General features: G+C 52.6%; 14 protein-coding genes. 9 read left to right on the plus strand and 5 right to left on the minus strand.

Annotated elements, in window-relative coordinates:
- Positions 1-44: 44 nt before the first annotated feature.
- On the minus strand, positions 45-1,025 hold the full coding sequence (locus P8N76_13730) for an NAD-dependent epimerase/dehydratase family protein (protein ID MDG2382725.1): 981 nt from the start codon (positions 1,023-1,025) through the stop codon (positions 45-47).
- Positions 1,026-1,329: 304 nt separating this feature from the next.
- Here P8N76_13730 and P8N76_13735 point away from each other — a divergent pair, with 304 nt between their 5' ends.
- On the plus strand, positions 1,330-2,523 hold the full coding sequence (locus P8N76_13735; protein MDG2382726.1) for an N-acetyltransferase: 1,194 nt from the start codon (positions 1,330-1,332) through the stop codon (positions 2,521-2,523).
- A gap of 27 nt (positions 2,524-2,550) precedes the next feature.
- Complete coding sequence (gene cls / locus P8N76_13740) at positions 2,551-4,032, plus strand: cardiolipin synthase (GenBank protein MDG2382727.1); 1,482 nt, start codon at positions 2,551-2,553, stop codon at positions 4,030-4,032.
- On the opposite strand, the gene P8N76_13745 is transcribed toward cls, so the two are convergent.
- Positions 4,029-5,312: a PQQ-binding-like beta-propeller repeat protein gene (locus tag P8N76_13745; GenBank protein MDG2382728.1), complete on the minus strand. Its 1,284-nt coding sequence runs from the start codon at positions 5,310-5,312 to the stop codon at positions 4,029-4,031. The genes cls and P8N76_13745 overlap by 4 nt on opposite strands.
- 647 nt (positions 5,313-5,959) lie before the next feature.
- On the opposite strand from P8N76_13745, the gene P8N76_13750 reads away from it, so the two are divergent.
- On the plus strand, positions 5,960-6,118 hold the full coding sequence (locus P8N76_13750; GenBank protein MDG2382729.1) for a DUF1549 domain-containing protein: 159 nt from the start codon (positions 5,960-5,962) through the stop codon (positions 6,116-6,118).
- Between the two features lie 52 nt (positions 6,119-6,170).
- Positions 6,171-6,494 (plus strand): hypothetical protein, encoded by a 324-nt coding sequence (locus tag P8N76_13755; protein ID MDG2382730.1) that lies wholly within the window; start codon positions 6,171-6,173, stop codon positions 6,492-6,494.
- A gap of 3 nt (positions 6,495-6,497) precedes the next feature.
- Here the strand turns inward: P8N76_13755 and P8N76_13760 are convergent, their stop codons facing one another.
- Positions 6,498-6,932 carry a hypothetical protein gene (locus tag P8N76_13760; protein ID MDG2382731.1) on the minus strand — a complete coding sequence of 145 codons (435 nt, stop codon included), beginning with the start codon at positions 6,930-6,932 and terminating at the stop codon, positions 6,498-6,500.
- Between the two features lie 600 nt (positions 6,933-7,532).
- Between P8N76_13760 and P8N76_13765 the strand changes: the two genes are divergently transcribed.
- Together P8N76_13765 and P8N76_13770 are read left to right on the plus strand one after the other, a co-directional pair.
- Positions 7,533-8,615 carry a polysaccharide biosynthesis/export family protein gene (locus P8N76_13765; GenBank protein ID MDG2382732.1) on the plus strand — a complete coding sequence of 361 codons (1,083 nt, stop codon included), beginning with the start codon at positions 7,533-7,535 and terminating at the stop codon, positions 8,613-8,615.
- Positions 8,616-8,698: 83 nt separating this feature from the next.
- A complete protein-coding gene (locus P8N76_13770) occupies positions 8,699-10,099 on the plus strand; it encodes a hypothetical protein (protein ID MDG2382733.1) in 1,401 nt (466 codons plus the stop codon).
- On the opposite strand, the gene P8N76_13775 is transcribed toward P8N76_13770, so the two are convergent.
- Together P8N76_13775 and P8N76_13780 are read right to left on the minus strand one after the other, a co-directional pair.
- Positions 10,096-10,650, minus strand: a complete 555-nt coding sequence (locus P8N76_13775) for a transcription termination/antitermination NusG family protein (GenBank protein MDG2382734.1) — start codon at positions 10,648-10,650, stop codon at positions 10,096-10,098. The genes P8N76_13770 and P8N76_13775 overlap by 4 nt on opposite strands.
- Positions 10,651-10,921: 271 nt before the next feature.
- A complete protein-coding gene (locus P8N76_13780; GenBank protein MDG2382735.1) occupies positions 10,922-11,092 on the minus strand; it encodes a hypothetical protein in 171 nt (56 codons plus the stop codon).
- A gap of 138 nt (positions 11,093-11,230) precedes the next feature.
- Between P8N76_13780 and P8N76_13785 the strand changes: the two genes are divergently transcribed.
- The 3 genes from P8N76_13785 to P8N76_13795 are packed head-to-tail and all read left to right on the plus strand — an operon-like array spanning position 11,231 to position 18,717.
- The gene (locus tag P8N76_13785; GenBank protein ID MDG2382736.1) at positions 11,231-12,112 is read left to right on the plus strand and encodes an exosortase/archaeosortase family protein; all 882 of its coding nucleotides are present in this window, start codon (positions 11,231-11,233) and stop codon (positions 12,110-12,112) included.
- 53 nt (positions 12,113-12,165) lie between these two features.
- Complete coding sequence (locus P8N76_13790) at positions 12,166-14,361, plus strand: polysaccharide biosynthesis tyrosine autokinase (GenBank protein MDG2382737.1); 2,196 nt, start codon at positions 12,166-12,168, stop codon at positions 14,359-14,361.
- Between the two features lie 33 nt (positions 14,362-14,394).
- Positions 14,395-18,717 (plus strand): tetratricopeptide repeat protein, encoded by a 4,323-nt coding sequence (locus tag P8N76_13795; protein MDG2382738.1) that lies wholly within the window; start codon positions 14,395-14,397, stop codon positions 18,715-18,717.
- Positions 18,718-18,720: the final 3 nt, after the last annotated feature.

Raw genomic sequence — 18,720 nt, forward strand, 5'->3', positions numbered from 1 at the left:
TTCTAGTGGCGATGGCTGCTCAAGCTGACACGCCTAGCCGCTGTTCAGGTCGATGCACGTCCGTGTTCTTGTAACCAGCTCCAAGCGTCGCCAACCGTTTGCTCGATCGGTCGGATTTGGTAATTCAATTCCTGGCGAGCTCTCGTGCTGTCATAGTAATGGAAGAGGCTCGACATCCGAATTAACGCGGAGTTGACCTCACCTTCTTTCCCTGTAATTCGAGTTGCAAGGTCGCCACCCATTCCGGCCCCCCAACGCATGAGAGGGCCCATGCGGAACATTGGGGCAGGGCGGTGAGTGACCTTGGCAAACAGTCGCCACGCATCGAGGTAGGTGATGTTGGTGCCGGCCAAAATGTAACGGCGACCGATTTGCTCTTGTTCCGGAATTTGGATGATTGCGTTTGCCACATCGCGGACGTCGCAAACGCTCATACCTCCGACGGGTGCTATTGGAACCCATCGTTGGGCGATTGCCAGGATCATTCGTCCAGAAGATGGTTTCCAATCCCAGGGGCCGAGCATAAAGCCAGGATTTACAATGGTTGCGCGTAAGCCTTGGGACTGCTCATCAACAATCGCCGTTTCGGCTTCGCGTTTGGTGACCACATAGGTGCAGGGGACTTTTGGGCCAATTGGGACGTTTTCATCGACCAGTCTGTCACGGCTTCCGGCAGCCAATGCGTCAACGCTGGAAACATGGACCATTCTTGCTCCAGTTTGCCTTGCAGCTTGAGCAATCAATCGCGTTCCTTCAACATTGATCCGCCGTTGCTGTTCAAGGTTCTTCCAGCCAATATGAATGTCGGCCGCTGCATGAATGACACAATCTACGCCATCGACACAGCGGCTGATCGCGGCTCCATCGCGCAAATCGGCAACCGCTTGTTCAACATCCAGACCTTCCAATGGTTTAGGATCGGTCGATTTACGCACCATCACCCGAACCTGGACGCCCCGATCGAGAAGAGCTCGAACGATATTGTTGCCCAATAAACCGCTACCACCGGTGACGAGATAAGTCATGGATGATCGAAAAACGAGAGTTGTCGAGGAATGGAAACGTGCAGCATAATTGCCGTTGCGATGAGTTGTAAAGTAGCAACATGTCCTGAAAGAGCGATCAAGTTTGCTTCCGTGGATCGTTGTCCGGCATCAGTCCAAGTGACGGAGTCGATTTGTGAAGCCACGTATTGGTTTTTACAACGGTTGGCCGGTCTGACGTTGGGGGTGCGTGGACTGGCAAAATCGTGATAATCTATGACCGATTCCGATGATAGGGTCGGGAATGATCGGCTTTTGTGGCTCTCGCTTCATTTTGAGTCGATCTGTGAGTACATACATCTGGTCACTAGGCTTGAGAGAGCAACGGATGCCAAATATCGAGATTGTTCCAGTTACGACAGGACGTCAACGAAAGCAATTTCTGTCGCTACCGTGGAAACTTTATGCGGACGATCCGCATTGGATTCCGCCTCTGAGGCAAAACCAGAAGGAATTGGTGGGTTTCAGCCGCCACCCCTTTTACAGCTATGCGCGGTCGCAAGCGTTTCTTGCTTATCGAGATGGGGAGCCCTGTGGCCGAGTGTTGGTAATCATCAATCCGGCTCATAACGAACGGTATGATGAGCAGCTTGGTTTCTTCGGGTTTTTCGAGTCGATCGACGAACAAGATGTGGCAAATGGTCTGTTCGATGCGGCGAAAGCATGGCTTGCCGAACAAGATATTCACACATTACGGGGTCCTTGTAATCCATCGCTCAACTACGAAGTGGGTTCGTTGATTGATGGATTTGACAGTTCTCCCCGGTTTATGATGACCTACAACCCTGCCTATCATGCTCGACTCTACGAAAACTGGGGCCTTGGCAAAGTGCAGGATTTGTATGCTTTCTGGGGTCATGTCGATATGTTGGAATCCCTCGACGAGAAGCTCGCTTTTATCGTCCAGGAGGCCACTCGTCGATTCGACATCAAGCTGCGAAGAATGGACACCAAGAGGTTTGACGAGGACGTGCGGATGTTTCTCGATATCTACAACAAGTCGTTGGGTGGAACCTGGGGGTTTGTGCCCATGTCGAGTGGCGAGGTCGATCATTTGGCCAAGTCGCTCAAGATGTTGATCGCGCCTGAGATGACAAGTGTCGCTGAGATCGATGGTAAGCCGGTCGGTGCCGTGTTCGCGTTACTTGATTATAACTCGCGCATTCGGGAAATGAACGGACGGTTGTTTCCATTCGGTTTTCTGAAGCTTTTGGTGAACAAAAAATCCATTAAGAGTATTCGTCTGATCAGCGCAAACGTCTTGCCCGAATTTCAACGTTGGGGCGTTGGTTTATTGTTGGTTTCGCGACTGGTGCCAGACGTGATGAGTTGGGGAGTCCAGGATTGCGAGTTTTCCTGGGTGCTCGAATCGAATCACTTGTCGCGCGCTACGCTCGAGAGAGGTGGCGCCAAGCTTTTGAAGACCTATCGTATTTATGAGTATCCGGCTCCTTCTGCTCCCGAGGTGGGGTCAAGTTGAGAGTAGATTGAGGCAAGCGAAAACGAAATGATTCGTCGTATCTTTACCGCCTGGATGACCGAGGAAACGTTGGTCGAGGGCGATTATCAGGTGATACTGGTCAGTGTCATCACGCTGGTTGTGATCTTTGAAATCTTGGGCTTGATCTCGGCCTATAATGCGCTGATGAGTACGCGCACGTCGCAGGGAACAATCGCCTGGATGCTCGCATTGATCACCTGGCCTGTCTTCGCCGTTCCGTTGTACTGGATTTTTGGCCGCAGTAAATTCCAAGGAAATGTGAATGCGCGTCGTATTCGAGATGTTCGCGTCACAGAGATCGAAAAGGATCTGAGCGAACAGGTCGCGAACTATCGTGTCAATCTGGGATCTGTGATTGGGGAAGCTCGCGCGCTCGAGCGGTTGGCTGATTTGCCATTTCTAAGCGGAAACGATGTTGAGTTGTTGATAAATGGCCGCGAAACTTTCGACGCTATCTTTGCTGCGATCGATGAAGCCGAAGAGTATGTGGTCTGTGAGTTTTTTATCGTGCATGATGACGAGTTAGGCAGGCAGTTGAAGGATCGCTTGATTCGCAAAGCGAAGCAAGGGTGCAATACCTACTTGCTGTTTGACGAAGTCGGATCTCAGGGCATGACGAAGACCTACTTGCGAGATTTAGCCGAAGGCGGGGTGCATGTTAGTCGCATGAACACAAGCCAAGGGCGACACAATCGATTTCAAGTTAATTTCCGTAACCATCGGAAAATTGTCGTTGTTGACGGCCGAGTCGCATTTGTCGGAGGGCACAATGTGGGCGATGAATACGTCGGCAAGCATGATCGCCTGACGCCCTGGCGAGATACGCATCTGAAGATCGAAGGTCCGTCGGTGTTGGGTATTCAACTTGCCTTTGTGGGGGATTGGCATTGGGCAACCAAGTCTTTCCCGAAGCTCTCATGGAAAACCCACGTCAGCAAATCTGCTGACAAGACTGTGTTTGTCTTGCCCAGCGGGCCCGCAGATGATGACGAAACCTGTGGCCTGTTCTTTATGCATGCGATCAACAGTGCGCAAAGACGGATCTGGATCGCCAGTCCTTATTTCGTCCCCGACGAAGGGATCATTGACGCGTTGAAATTAGCCGCCATGCGTGGGGTCGACGTGCGGATCTTGATTCCCGGTTTGGCGGACAAATGGTTTATCAAAATGGCCGCCCTGTCATACGTCGATGAAGTGGTTGCTGCGGGCGTCAGGATGTATGAGTTCGCGCCGGGATTCCTGCACCAGAAAGTTCTCTTGATTGACGATTCGGTTTCGACGATTGGCACTGCAAACTTTGATAACCGATCTTTTCGATTGAACTTCGAGATCTCAGTTTTGGTAATCGATCGTGGCTTTGCAAAGCTGGTCGAAGCCATGTTGGAACACGACTTGTCAACGTCGACTCTGTTGGAAAACGTCGACCGACTTTCGCCTGCGGAAGTGGTGGGTAGTCGTGTTGCTCGACTTTGCTCACCCGTTCTCTAACGTTGCGGTTGAGGCTTAATGCTGTAGAGATGCTTTGTTGTCCGCACAATGAGCTGGTTTCCGCTCACTGCCGCTGAAGCCTGGCAGCCGTGATCCAGCTCGTTTTTTTTCAGCAGTTCAAATTCTGGTCCGGCCTTGAAGACGTGGCAGACGCCGTCCAGATCGAAAGCGTAGATGCGATTACCACTCGAGATGGGTGATGCGCGGAAATTGCCGCCAAGCCGCTTGCGCCAAACGAAATCGCCTGTCTTGCAATCGACGCATGACGCGACTCCATCGTCGCTGATCATGTAGAGGAGATCGCCAATCACTAGCGGCGAAGGACGCTTTGACGCGCCTTTTGATTGCGACCAGGCCACATGCGACTCTGTTACATTGCCGCGACCGCCAGGCCGAATCGCAAGTAACGAAGACTTGGTCTTGCCGATCGCATCGCCGATCGTGATGTAAAGCAAGCCGTCGGCAAACAGCGGACGGGTCGCTGCGTTCATTCCGCCATGACGCACACGCCAATATTCCTCTCCCGTCTGCGGGTTGTAAGAAATGGTTTCAGCCGCGCTGGGACTGATTAACTCCGATCGACCCGCATGCTTGATCACGGTGCACGTGCAATACGCTTTGCGGAAATCTCCGTTTTCCGACCGGTAGTCGATGTTGCGATTTTTTCGCCATGCAGTTCTACCGTCATCTTTGTGGAAGGCAACGATGAATTGTCGGTCAAAGCCATCGTAGGGCACGATCAGATGGTCGCCAGAAATCACTGGTGAAGCACCAGGCCCTCGCCAGTGATCGCATTCAAGGTCGCGGCGCTGCCAAAGCACATCCCCTGATTGCGTGTCTAAACATGCGGTCCCGTAGCTTCCGAAATGAACGTATACACGCCCAGCCTCGATCGCTGGAGTCGGTGACGCGTAGCTGTTTGTCGGGTGGCAAAAGCGGGGTGCTTCATTGGTGAATAACAAGATGTTGTGGATGATCTCACCAGTGCGTTTGTCGACGCAGATCGCTGACATCTCTTTGCCGTCCTCGGACGCAGTCGTGACCCAGATCTGGTTGTCCCAAATAACCGGTGATGACCAACCTTTGCCTGGAATGGCTGTTTTCCATTCCACATGGTTCGATTCGTCCCAACGTGTCGCAACCGTATTCTCGGCGGCTTGCCCATTCCCGTGACTTCCCCGAAACTCGGTCCAGTTTTGCTCTGTGCCCAGACTCGTTGTCGGGAGTAAAAATGCAGCCAGAAGTACAAGCTGGGTTGGAAAGCTGATGGAATTTTGCATGATGGATGTCTCTTGGGAGAGCCGAAACGGATTCATTCGTCGGGAGCCGGTAATTGTCTCGCCGGCGGTTGCCAGCTTATCTTTCAATATAACAATTTCTAGGTTGTCGTACTTGATTCGCGGAAATCCAGGGGGGCGGTCTCAAAATCAACGTTCCCTCAAGCTTTTCCTCGATAAGCTGAAACAAACAATTTACTTGCTGACCTACGCTTGGATCCTGCCGGTCCGTGCTGCAACCATGGCTTGTGAGAAGTCCTGCGGCGAAGCCGTCGAGTCGCCTGTCGGGCGGTTGGGATAACCCCGCTTTGTTCTGCCAGGTGGGTTTGTTTCAGGGTGAAGCCGGTTGCCATGGGGAGTAGCGGAGCAAGCATCTCGCGACGTCGAAAAATCGACCCTGTCGATAGTTTTTTAGGTCGCCGCAGCTCTTTGTGGCGATCGGTGAGAATGAATTGACTCTCCACTTCGTGAGGAGAGATCTAAACTGCAGCTTGTTTGAGCCGATGATAAGATTTGGATGAGTTGACCGAAAAGGATACACTGCATGAGGGCTTCACCCATTCTTTCGGTTCTGGTAGAAGATAGAGCAAGAGGATACATCGCGCAGTGGCGATCCTGATCGCAGTCGGATTCGGCGTCCCGATCATTTGATGGTGCAGCGTTGGCAGGAAACGGGCATTGTTCCAGTTGCTCAGGCTTCCAATGCAGAATTCTTTCGACGCGTGAGTCTTGATTTGAACGGCCTGATTTCTCGCGTCGCCGAGGTTCGCGGATTTCTCAAGGATGAGTCTGGAGCAAACGAGTCGTAATGATTGAACAGTTGATTTGTTCGCCTCGTTTTTCCACGCATTTGGCGGCCACATGGCGGGCGATTATTCGGTCTGCCGATTTCAATCCGCCGCAGTTGTAACGAGCGACGGGACGGGTTACGCGGAAGATGTTCCCATCGCCATATCGATTCGAATTTCTTGGGGCCGCTCTGAGAATCAACGTTTCGGGACTCAGGTGATGGGAGCCTTGATGCGTCAGAATTTTCCCGGTCCAACTTGGTTCGTCCAGATGGACACGAACCGAAACCAAAAGGTCAGCCCCCAAGAGTTCTTGGGGCAAGCCAAGCTGTTCCAAAAGCTCGATCGAAATGGCGATGGATTTATCGAAGCGAGCGAAGCACAGCTGCTGGATTAACGGTTAACGTTGCCGACCGCCGAGATTGCTATTCGGGAAATAACGCGAATGCCCCATGAAGCTCGCGGCTTGTCGGCGAATGCCTGACCCGCTTGGTCGCATTTGTAACTGGGGTGTCTGCTGCTGGGCGGCTTGGTTAGCGTTGTTGTCGATTTCGCGTTGGAGTTCCACTCTATCGCGCGACAACGCGTCCCGTTGGTACTGCAACTCACGGGTGGCATCGTTCGCGAATTGCAAAGTTCGCTCTCTGGGACGGTAGAAACCGTAGAGGCTGTTGAGACCCCCGTTGTCACCACGAAAAAGCGTCACGTAGGGACTGATGGGTGGTCGTCGGGTGCGAATTGGCGCGCGTTGATTGGTTGCTCGCTGAGCCATGGCATCCTGTGTTGCCAGGGTTGCGATAGCACTGATGGCAATGATAACGGTCAGACGAATCATGGTATTGCTCCAGCGATCTATTCGAATTGCCGAGCCCTGTTGCGACTCGTCTTTTCTATTTTAACCTTATCGAGCGACAAAGCTCAAGAAAGGTCTTGGTGGCATCGAAGATCCGATGGTTACGTTTATATCGGCTGAAACAGGCCGGAAGCATTTCGAAACATTTAAGCTTTCCACTTGATCGCAATCTGATCGCGTTAAGATGTTTCGCGTTGTGAAAATACGGGGTTGATGGAGGGTTTGCAGGCCTTGTCTTCCTTTCTCAATCTGAGGGTCAATGGGAGTCGATTACACACATGACGCCGAAGATGATGGTTAGACACCATGCGCTCCTAAGGATCAATTGGAAGCTAACGGTCTTCGCATGTTTTCCAGTCAAGATAGCTGGCAAAAGCAAGGGTGCTTTGACGAGCGGGAGACACGGGCAACGGTGGTCCGTTTCTCTTTCATGTTGGCTGGTAGTCATCCGTTGAGTGCGAGATGGCACGTGTCAGGCTGGTTTTGCCCATCGCGGGTTGGCTAGATGTCACGAACAGGGCGGGAATCGTTCACGCGGAGACGTGAAGAATTAACGGAACTCAGTCCACGGATTGGATAACGATGATCGGAATTCACGGACGAATTCAACGCTGGCACGGCCTGTGTCTTTTGCTGTTGCTCTTACCTGCAGTGGGTTGCCATTCGGCGGCCCGGCATCCAAAAAACCCGGCATTTGGTGTAGACCGGCTCCCGCCGGTCTACGAGACGATGCCTCGCGAACTGTCAAAGGTCGCGTTGCCAGAATACGTCATTGAGCCGCCTGACATTTTGATGATCGAAGGCATTCATATTGTGCCCAAGGCGCCTTACCGTCTGCGAACATTGGATGTTCTTTCGATTCAGGTGAGTGGAGCGCTTCCCGAGGCTCAGATATCCGGAATGTATCCCGTTGAGCCTGGTGGATCGCTCAATCTTGGAGCGGACTACGGAACGGTACAAGTTGCCGGGATGACGGTTGAGGAAGCACAAGAAGCCATCTATGAGCACTTGGGAAAATATCTAACTTCCCCCGGAGTTTCGGTTGCACTTGCTCAAATGGCCGCTTCCCAGCAGATCCTAGGTGACTTCTTGGTCCAACCCGACGGCCAAATCACGCTCGGCGGGTATGGCAACGTCTCGATTGTCGGAACGACATTGGCCCAAGCGAAAGAGGCGATTGAAACGCATCTGAAAAACTATTTGGATGAGCCAGAAGTTGCCGTCAGTGTTCAGGCGTTCAACAGCAAGGTCTATTACATAGTGATGCAAGGTGCTGGGCTCGGTGATGGAATCTTCAAATATCCGATTACCGGTAATGAAACGGTACTAGACGCGATTTCAAACGTCCAAGGCCTGGAACAAGTTTCGTCCAAAAAGATTTGGGTTGCGAGGCCGACGAATGATCCGTGCCAAGTTCAGATTCTTCCGGTCGACTATTTCGCGGTAACCGAACGGGCTTCACCTCACACCAACTACCAAATCATGCCTGGTGACCGTGTCTTTATCGCGGAAGACAAACTCATCGCTTGGGACACCCAGATTGCGAAGGTTACGGCTCCCTTGGAGCGAATTATGGGCTTCACATTGCTAGGTGTCGGTGTGGGGACTCGGCTTTCCGGCAGGGTGCTGACGGGTGGGGGTAACAGAAACAACGCTGGAATCTAGTCATTTCAAAACTGGTTTACGCTCGGAAACCTAGACTCGTTAAATCGACGAAGGAAACGTCGCAAATTATTGCAAGGCGCAAAGTGAATACCATGCGAGTAATGCGAAAAAGAAACTCTCAGTCCTGGATGGCGTGTCTGGTTTTGGTGACGGCCGCTCTTACTACGAGTGGGTGTGCCAGCCTCTACCATCTAACACACTATAACGCGATTAACGAGGCAATTACTGAGCAGCACCGCTCTTATTATCACAGTCCTCACACTGGTCGAATTATTCCAAAAGAACATGGCCAATATTGTACTGTCGAACCGGCCTGTTTTGGCTTCGAGCCAACTTGTTGGCAGAGCTGGCCGACTGACTGCCCAAATTGTCCGCCACCTGATCGCTTGCTTGCCGAGGAAGAGATCACCGCACATCCCAGCGTGGTGGAAACACCGGATGCGGACAGGGGCAAAGGTGATCTCAATTCGTTGCCTGACGCGGTAAATCCACAAGATACGACGATTTTTCCCGAGCTGGCGAAGCCCGCCGATGCTGCCAAGCCCGCCGATGCTGCCAAGCCCGCCGATGCTGCGAAGCCCGCCGATGCTGCGAAGCCCGCCGATGCTGCGAAGCCCGGAGACCTCTTCGGACCTCCATCGAAGGAGAATCCGCTCGAGCAGCTTCTGAAAGAGCCTCTACCGCCAGCCGGCGACGAGGATCCGATAATTCCACAAGGATCGCAGCATTCCCCTGAATCGTTAGATGTATTTGGTGTGAAAGTCGACGGTCCGGTTGCTCCCGAACCGTTGGCAATCTCTTTGGATGCTGAGAAAATGTCGCATCAGGCGGAAGGCACGATCAGCAAGCAAGAATCGGTCGCTTCACTCATGGACGATACGTCTTTGCTGAACTTTGAAGCCGTTTCGGCGGTTGAAATATGGGAAAGCCAGGTCACGCGTCGTCCGGTCGGTCAGCGGATGGAGATCGTAGAACCTGCCATGATTCAACCTCTGAGCGAAACGTTGTTAGGCGACCAGGCTATCAGCTTTGCCGGTGCCGGACAGACGTCGATTATCAGTCGAGAGTCGACACCGATCGTACATTCGGCAAAGGCAGCGAAACGCCATGCGGAATCCAAGGTGAACTCTTCACAACCGATGATTCAATTCGCCAATGAGACGATTGGACACGCGGTGATTCCAGCAGGGAGATCAGCAAAACCAAAGGTCACGTTGTCGACTCAGCCGAAGAGTTCGAAAGGCGGTGTGAAGGTGGCAGTCAAAAAGCCTGCTCTCCAGGTGAGTTCGACCGATGATGCCGTGCCAACATTCAAGATCCTGCCGGCTACCTCGAAGACTCATAACGCGCCAGTTTACCGGCTTTCGGAGCCGGCCGGATCGCCGCTCCGCATGATCCGCTTTATCTCTCGGGAGGAGGAAGCAGCTCTTCCGCCGACCAATACGGCTGATCGTACACCCAACTCGTCGCTCAAATTTCGCTAGTTGAGAGATTCGAGTTGGAAGTCATCGATTTCCACAGACACGCCCTGTTGCAGCATTTGTATAGCGACCAACAGGCGTGTTTGTCCTCGGCGAATAATGACCTTTCCTTCTAGTCCAGCCATCGGCCCGGTTTTTATCCGCACCCGATTGCCGGGGGTCAGTCGACTTTCGACGGTCAAGGCAGCGCCTGCGTCGATCATGGTGGAGACTTGTCGTAGGTCAATTAATAGCTGGGCCTGATCATCCACGGGAAGAATCATGGAAGTGCGATTCGTCTTCAAACCCTGGGTGCGTTCCTCTTTGTCGCCAAACAGAAAAACATATCCGCTAAACAGCGGTATGAATGACTGAATGCGTCTCCCGCGAATCAGGTTGTCTTTGGAAATCAGCGGCAGATAAAAAGGGACGTTCATCGCGAGTAGATGACGCGCGAAGGCCTTTTCTTGACGAGCCTTTGTGTAGACCGCCCACCAACGGCGGTTTCCAGTTGTCGATGCGAGCTGCAGCAGATTGGTGGGATGGATCACTGGCTCTGCTTTGAGTACGGGCATGATTACAACGAGTTCCTCGTCCCGAGTAGTAAAACGAATGCGAGTGCCGCGACGACTAGTCAGCCAAGTACCGGTTCCGCCAAGTGCCAATCTTGACGATCATTCACGCTGTTACCTCTCTGGAGTATTGCACCTGAGGGGGGCAAGTCAAGAAACAGACACATCGAAGCCAGCCCGTCAGGCACCGGTTGACGTGATTGATTGACAGGGTTTGATGTCCGACTAGACTGGAACACTGGGTCATGAAAAATAGAGATTCAGGGCTATACGTTTAGCACGGCAAATAGATAAACGAATCGATTTCAGCGGTGGCTGTGGTTTGCCAATTCGGACGCCATTCGGCCGTTCGTTCACAGTTGCTAAGTCGTTCGTGCAATTCGAGTGAGTGGTTCGTCGGCTTGTCAGGAAGAAACAGTCGTCGTGCGATTATCGCTTTACTCACATTTCCAATCTTCCGTCTAGTAACGAAGAAGCGTTTTGTACGGGTCACTCAGACTGCGCCGGTGCGTGCAGCAAGTGTGTCAACCGACGTGGACGGAGTCTGAGCAATCTCGCCTTCAGCTTGAATTGTGTCAACCAAATGAATAGGCGTAGTCGTTTTATTTCCATCGTTGCCCTCGCGATTTCTTTCGCTTGGGCCTATTGGGATACTATTCGCGAGTTGGTCGCTACCTGGGAACGCGAACCTGATTATTCGCACGGTTTCTTGGTGGTTCCCTTTGCGTTGGGATTCCTTTGGGTGCGGCGAAGCGACCTGCCGAGGATCTCACCAGCACCCAATGCTTGGGGGATCGGTCTGATCGTTGTCAGCGTTGTCTTTCGCTGGGTTGGTTTGCGCTATGCATTCGATTCGTTTGACGGGTACTCGATGATCATCTGGTTGTCCGGTGCGGTGCTGTTGGTCGGTGGTCGCCAACTGTTTTTCTGGACGATGCCCGCAGTCTTGTTCCTGTTTTTTATGGTGCCACTTCCGTTCCAAGTAGAGCGACTTTTGAGTGTTCCACTCCAGCGCGTGGCAACCGCGTTAAGCTGTTTTTCTCTCCAATGCCTCGGGCAGCCCGCGTTTGCTGAAGGAACCACGATTCTTCTGGGGACGCACGAATTGCATGTAGAGCAAGCTTGTTCTGGAATGCGTATTTTCGTCGGTGCATTCGCTTTAGCGTTCGCTTACTTGATCGCCTCGAGACGTGAGTTGTGGGAGCAAGCCTTGTTGTTGTGCTGTGTGGTGCCGATCGCTCTGGTGGCGAATGCGAGTCGAATCACGATCACCGGTCTGTTGTATCGATATGCGACAGATTCTGAAGTGGCTCAGAAGTTTAATCATGATTCAGCTGGTTGGGTGATGATTTTGATTGCTGCAACGCTGTTTGCGCTAACTCAACGCTACCTGATGTGTTTGGTTCGCCAGGTTGAAGTTATGCGGCTTGACGATCTGGTGACTCGGAATCGAGTTGATGCGTGATCTTGATGGCCGATGTTAACGCTTAACGTAATTGAATGAAGAGCTTCAGACACATGGCAGTACCGAAAACGAATCGACACATGGCGAGCCTAGGTGGTTCCGATTCCGACCCGTCGCTCCGACTGTTGGTCTCGATTCTGACTCAGTGGTGGAAGATCCTTCTGCCCGTCACACTTGTTCTACTTGTGCTTTTTCTAAGCCTCGTAATGTGGAGCTTCAGTCCCAAGTATCGGGCCTCAGCGTGGTTGCAGGTCAAGAGTGTACAGCCGTATGTGGCCTTTCCGGATCAGGAAGCTGCGGATCGTGACAGCAATAAAAAGTTTGTCCACACTCAAGTCGAGTTAATACGAAGTCCTTTGATACTCGGACGTGTCTTAAGCCAATCGGACATTGCACGAATTCCAGAAATACGGAATCGACGTGATCCGGTTGATTGGCTCTCGCGACGTGGGTTGATCATTGTCCCCAAAGGGGAGTCGGAACTGTTGGAGGTTGCTTATGAAGGTGCGGATCCTGAAAATGCGGCCAGATTGGTGAACGCGGTGGTGGATGCTTACTTCACGATGCGTCAGGAAAGGCGAGGCGGCCATTCGCAGTCAGTCATGATGTTGCTTGAGAACGAACGAGCCCGACGCGGCGAGGAAATTAAATTGCTGCAATCCGAGGTTCGGCAACTCCAGAAGCAGCTTGTTGCCAAGGACCCGACAATCGGAGCCACCGCTTTGATGGGGACTGACGTGATCCTCAGTGAGAGTCCGCTGAGAAGTGTCCAAGAGAATCTGGCCAAGGCGGAAGTTGATTGCAAGGTGTTGACTGCACAGGTTCAAGCTCTGGAAGACTCTGTTCTGGACGGTGCCAAGGTTCCTGACGTTCTGATCGAACGAGAAATAACAGAACGCGAAGAAGTTCAAAGAGTGTTGGTAGCTCTCAATCAAAAACGGGCTATGCGTGATCGAGTCCGAGCTGCGTCTAACCTGGGAGAAACCGATCCGCGATATCGTAAGTTGTCAACGGAAATTCATTTGCTCGAAGATTCATTGCAGGCCCTACGCGATGCAAACCGCCCACGTATCCGTGAGGAAATGAAGGCATTTGCCGGTTTGAAACGTCAGCAGGAATTGGCGGAACTCAAAACACAGCTCGAAACGCAGAAGCTGATCGTCCAAAGCATGCGAGCGAATTATGACGCGATGGTGAATACCATGAGCCAATCGGGTGGGCAAACACTTGATTTGAAATTCAAGCAAGCAGAGCTTGCGAGAAAGCAACTTGTGTTCGATAGCATTTCTCAACGCTCCGCTCAAATCGGGACGGAAATGTACGCACCTTCAAGAGTCGAATTGGTGCAGCAAGCAACTTTGCCAAAGGTTCCAATTGAAAGGTTGCCTTGGAAGATGTTGATTGGTGCGGCTCTTGTCAGTCTTTGCTTGCCGTTCGGTGTTTGCGCGATTTGGGAACGCTCGGTGCGTCGTGTCACGAGCGTCGAACAGCTCCAGGCCGGCGGGAAGCTGCAAGTCGTCGGTGAGATCGCCTGTCTGCCCGAAAAAAAACAAAACGCAGGTCAGCAGCAAACCGACTCGACTCAACTGGGTCTCTTCGAAGAAAGCATCGACAGTCTGAGAACTGGATTGGTGCTCTCGCAAACTGACGAACGGATACAAGTTCTGGTCGTTTCGAGTGCCGTGTCAGGAGAAGGGAAAACGAGTGTCGCGTCTCAACTGGCGGTCAGTCTCGCTCGAGCTTCCGGGTTGCCAACTCTATTAATCGACGGTGACATGCGATCTCCTGATCTGCATCGCATCTTTCAAGTAAAGGGAAGTCCCGGATTGGCGGAAGTTCTCGCCGATCAGTGCGAATTGGAATCAGCCATTAATCGTGATTGGAGTGAGCACGTCCATATTTTGCCGGCTGGAAAGATGACCAAGAGTCCTCATAAGCTAGTAGGCTGCAGTCGATTCAAACAATTGATCGGCGATGCGCGAGCAAATTACCGTTATATCATTGTTGACACGCCACCTGTGTTAGCCGCAAGTGAGGCGTTGGTGATGGCTCGTGATGCAGATGCAACTCTTGTGTGCGCAATGCGCGACATTAGTCGCGAAAGTCACGTCCGTCTATCCTACCAACGGTTGCTGTCTGTGGGAGTGACGCCCGTTGGTACCGTGCTCAACGGTGTGCCCAGTCGACAGTATGCTCGTCGCTACGGCAGCTATGCCTACGTGAATACGCGTCCTCCTTCTGATTCCTAAAAGAGACAGCAAATAGCACGAGAACGATTCTTTATGTCGGTTCTGCCACAACAAAACTCGATCGTCCCTGAAATAACGAAGCTGCCAGTGAGGTACCGCCGTCAAATAAACTGGCGGCTTACGATCATTTCGATTGTAATTCTTGCCGTGGGGGCTCCTGCGGTGTTTGTTTGGCACCAATACCAACTGAAACGTGTTTCCGCCGCACTACTGAACAAAGCGAATGAGTCGGAGTCAGCTGAGAAGTACGGCGAAGCATCGTCGTATCTTTACCGTTATTTGCAAATGATGGCTCCCGACCAGGACCAAACAGAGATTCTGGCTCGGATCGCCGAGGTCTACGATAAGTCGATCACGACGGGAGTTGGGAAAGATGTTGTGATTCAGTGGTACTATCGGGCGTTAGGCGTTGCACCCGAGCGAACCGATTTACGCAATCGGTTAGCTGAATTATTTCTTCAAACAAAGCAGTACGTGTTAGCTGAAGAGGAAGCCGATAAGGCGCTGCAGCAACTTCCCAACGATCATCGTTCGCACCGCAATCGTGCGTTGGCAAAGGCTGGGCAGTATCTTGAAGGTCGTCCCTTGCCCTTACGCGACGTGATGAATGGATTGGAGCATGCGCACGACCTCGAGCCTGGCAATCTTGAAGTTGCTGAGCGATTGGTAGCCCTGTACCACAAAGGATTGTCAGTGGATGACCCGGCACGTGAGCAACTTGCCGATGGTGTGATGGAAAAAATGGTGCAAAACAATCCGAATCGTCAACAGGCCTATCTGGCGCGCTACCGATATCGCAAAAATATGTCCCTTCCAGGAGCTGAAGCGGATTTGAAGCAAGCGGTTGTGACCGCCCCCAACAATCCGGCCGTTATTTTGGCTGCGGCCGTTGCCGCCGAAGCACGCGGTGATTTCGATCAAGCAGAGGGTCACTTCCGACGCATGATCGAAACCCGGCCAGCCGATTATCGTGGACCGCTTGGGCTGGGCGAAAATCTGATTCGACTGGGACGACAGCGCGAAGCCATTGATGTTTGGCAGCACGCGCTTACGGAAGTTAGCAAGGGTCGCTTGCCCATGCTTGTACGTCTCGCTGATACACAACTGGCTCTGCAAGATCTTGCGGCTGCTCAAATGTCAATCGCTTCCCTTAGTGATGCGATCAGTCGCTTGGCTGCAAATGGACAGGAGAGCCAACGAGATTGGGCCGTCGCATCGCATGGTCTGCTATCCGCGAAGTTGAAGATCGCTCGTGAGGAATTTGAGGATGCAACCATAGTCCTGCGTCGAGTAGCCACGTTGTCGGCCGGGGCACAACGTGGTGAGCAAGGTGCCGATTATCAGGCTTGGTTCTTGTTGGGCAAGACGAATCTACAATTGCGACGCTGGGAAGCTGCGGCAACTAGTTTTGAACGAGCACTGCAAGCCGCACCTCGGTCGAATATTGCACGACTGTGGGCCGCGCGATCCTGGAATGCACTCGGGCGACAGGATCAGGCAATCCGACTTTGTGAACATGCGATTGGCCGACCGCCGGTTCCCGAATCGATCTGGTTAATGCTTGCTGAATTGCGGATGAGACAGCAACTCAAGTTGCCGCCAGCCGAACGAGCATGGCAGCCAGTGTCCGAACTGCTCCAGCAGGCCGCCAACCGGTTGCCGGATTCCTGGGAAATCCAAGTGCTGATCGCGACTCAGCTCGTAGCGACCGAAACAACAGATTTGCAAGATGAGGCGCTTCAGGCCTTGCAATCCGCCGAGAGAATCGCGCCCACGTCACTGCCTATGTGGACCCGCTTAATGTTTCTTTATGACGCCTTGGGGCAAAGAATAGAGGCGGATCAAGCGTTGCAACAGGTTGGCCATCTGAGCGGTGATGAAGCTTTGGTGTCCCTCTATCAGGCTGTCCTTTCGGCAAGGCGCGGTGACTACGAATCTGCGATGAAGACGCTGGAGGAAATTGATGCAAACCGCGATGATCTCCGAGACTCGATCGAACGCGCCCGACTGATGTTGGCTTATCGTCAGGGTGATCCTGATGCCGCGAGAAACGTACTCTTGAAGCGACTTGAGTCGGAATTGACCAAGACTGATGCGCTTGCGCAATTGACTGAGTTGGCGGTGTTCGATCACGACTGGGAGCAAGTTGAACGACTCGTCGCCGAACTACACGACCTGGAGGGGCAAGACGGTGTGCTCTGGCGATTTTTTCGCGCTCAGCTGCTTCTCGAGAACGCCGAATCCGAGACAGGTCAGCCGGTTGCGCGGGCGTTAGACTTGACCGAACAAATCAAAGCGAAACGTCCTTGGTGGGTTGGCACAAAAATTCTGCAAGCGCGATTGGCCGAATTGCGCAAAGAAGATACTGCAGCGATCGACCAATACGCAAGTGTGCTGCGTTCAGGATTTAAACAAGCCAGCATCTACGTGCGATTGATTCGCTTGTTGCATCGGCAGGGACGGTTTGTGGAAGCTGACCAATGGCTGGATGATCTTCAAAATCAACAACCCCTTGATCCGCAATTTCTTGATCTTGCGTGGTCAAATGCTCCCGATCGAAATCGTTTGAAGTTGGCCTTGCGCGTGGGGCAAAAAAATGTGCAATTGCATCCCAGTGAGGCAGTCGCACGCGTGTGGTTGGCCCAAATGCTGCTGGTCGCTGGGCGTCCTGAGGAAGCACGAAATCTGATTGACGAAGCACTCGTACTGAAACCAGAGGATGCTCCTGCTTGGACCGGATTGCTCTCTTATTTTCTGCGGATTGGTGATAGTGAACAGGCGATTCAAGCGCTCGAAGTGTTGCAGAAACTCGAGGATGTGCCGGTCGAACGGCGGCATTGGATTGCCGCGCAAACCTATCGGCGGTTGGGCCGAATTGAAGAGGCGAAAACGGCATATGACCAAGCACTTATCCATGCCCCAACTCAAGTTGAGATCTTGTTGGATTATGCACGTTTTCTACGCGCGTTTGATGAGGATCAGGCTGAGCGTGTCGTGCGGAATACGATCCAAATGGCGCCGAGTAACCTGGGCGCCCGACAACTGTTGGCCGGTTGGCTCAATTTAAGTCAGGAAAGTAACGATCGACTGGAAGCACGGGCCCTGTTGAATCCCGACGGAAATCGAGTTGAGATGTTCGACCGACGTGCGGAGGCGATGGTGCGGATGCAGAGTGGTCGCTCGGATGATCGCCGGATTGCGAGGGCAATCCTGGAAGAACTGGTGGCAGCGGGGGAGGACCGTTTGGAGGATCGAGAATCCTTGGCGATGGTTTATGAGCGAGACGGTGACTACCAGCGGGCCGGTGCTGAATGGGAGATGTTGGTAGAACGTTCACGCCCAATCGCTCGACACCTCGTTGGCTACATCGAACATTTACTGAATCAGGGCCACATGGATGACGTGCCGAAATGGCTGGGGCGACTTGAACAACAATCGCCCCACAGTTTTAGCTTATTGAAGTTGCGCGTCCGATATCTGCTGGCTCGAGGTGAATCCGAGAAAATGGATGTGATGATTGAGGATTATGTTCGTCGTGGATTTGCTTCAACAGACAAACCGGCGGTAGAACGAAGAATGTTGCGGCAAGTTGCGGAAATGCTCGAAGGATTCGAACAGATACATGCATCCGAGTTGCGATTTGCTCAGCTGTTCGAACGTTATCCTGAGGAACGCGAAGGTTTGGTGCTGTTTTGGGTGAGAAATCAACAGGCTCCGCGAGCGTTAGAGATGTGTTTACGAGCAGTCCAAGAACAACCTTCCCCGGGAAATGCCACGCTGCTCGCAAAAGTACTGGTTTACGGTGAGTATTCGGCTGATTTCTACCGTCGTTCTGATCAGCTGCTGACAAGTGTCCAAGCGGAATACCCAGACGATCCACCTTTGTTGTTTGCGTTGGCGAATCTGCGACTCAAACAGGGGCTTCAGCAGGATGCAATTGAGATTCTTCGCCACCTGACGCGAGTGACTCCGCAGCATGTCCTTGCTTGGAATAATCTCGCTTCGATTCTGGCGGATCAAAAAGGGCATCAACAGGAAGCCATGCAGTGCATTAATCAGGCGATCGCGGTAGCCGGCCGGCCGGTGCCAATTCTATTTGACACCAAAGCCGTGCTGCTGATCCAAGCCGGTGATCACGAGGCGGCGGCTAATTTATTGAAGCAAGCCATAAGTTTGTCGAACGATGCAGATTCCCGCTATCAATTGCATTTGGCGGTTGCTGGTCAACGACTCGGTGATCGGCGGATTGCACAGAACGCTTTGCGCTCGGCAATGGATGCTGGTGTTCGTAAGGCGTTCTTAACTGACTATGAGCTTGAATGGATGACGGAAGTAGAAGAATCGCTTGCAGAATAATTC

It is taken from the genome of Pirellulaceae bacterium (assembly GCA_029243025.1).
In the GTDB taxonomy this organism is placed as follows: Bacteria; Planctomycetota; Planctomycetia; order Pirellulales; family Pirellulaceae.

Coding starts and splice junctions, on each gene's coding strand:
- P8N76_13730 (MDG2382725.1), bottom strand. CDS start 1,025: ATGACTTATCTCGTCACCGGTGGTAGCGGTTTATTGGGCAACAATATC.
- cls (MDG2382727.1), top strand. CDS start 2,551: ATGATTCGTCGTATCTTTACCGCCTGGATGACCGAGGAAACGTTGGTC.
- P8N76_13745 (MDG2382728.1), bottom strand. CDS start 5,312: ATGCAAAATTCCATCAGCTTTCCAACCCAGCTTGTACTTCTGGCTGCA.
- P8N76_13750 (MDG2382729.1), top strand. CDS start 5,960: ATGGTGCAGCGTTGGCAGGAAACGGGCATTGTTCCAGTTGCTCAGGCT.
- P8N76_13755 (MDG2382730.1), top strand. CDS start 6,171: ATGGCGGGCGATTATTCGGTCTGCCGATTTCAATCCGCCGCAGTTGTA.
- P8N76_13760 (MDG2382731.1), bottom strand. CDS start 6,932: ATGATTCGTCTGACCGTTATCATTGCCATCAGTGCTATCGCAACCCTG.
- P8N76_13765 (MDG2382732.1), top strand. CDS start 7,533: ATGATCGGAATTCACGGACGAATTCAACGCTGGCACGGCCTGTGTCTT.
- P8N76_13775 (MDG2382734.1), bottom strand. CDS start 10,650: ATGCCCGTACTCAAAGCAGAGCCAGTGATCCATCCCACCAATCTGCTG.
- P8N76_13785 (MDG2382736.1), top strand. CDS start 11,231: ATGAATAGGCGTAGTCGTTTTATTTCCATCGTTGCCCTCGCGATTTCT.
- P8N76_13790 (MDG2382737.1), top strand. CDS start 12,166: ATGGCAGTACCGAAAACGAATCGACACATGGCGAGCCTAGGTGGTTCC.
- P8N76_13795 (MDG2382738.1), top strand. CDS start 14,395: ATGTCGGTTCTGCCACAACAAAACTCGATCGTCCCTGAAATAACGAAG.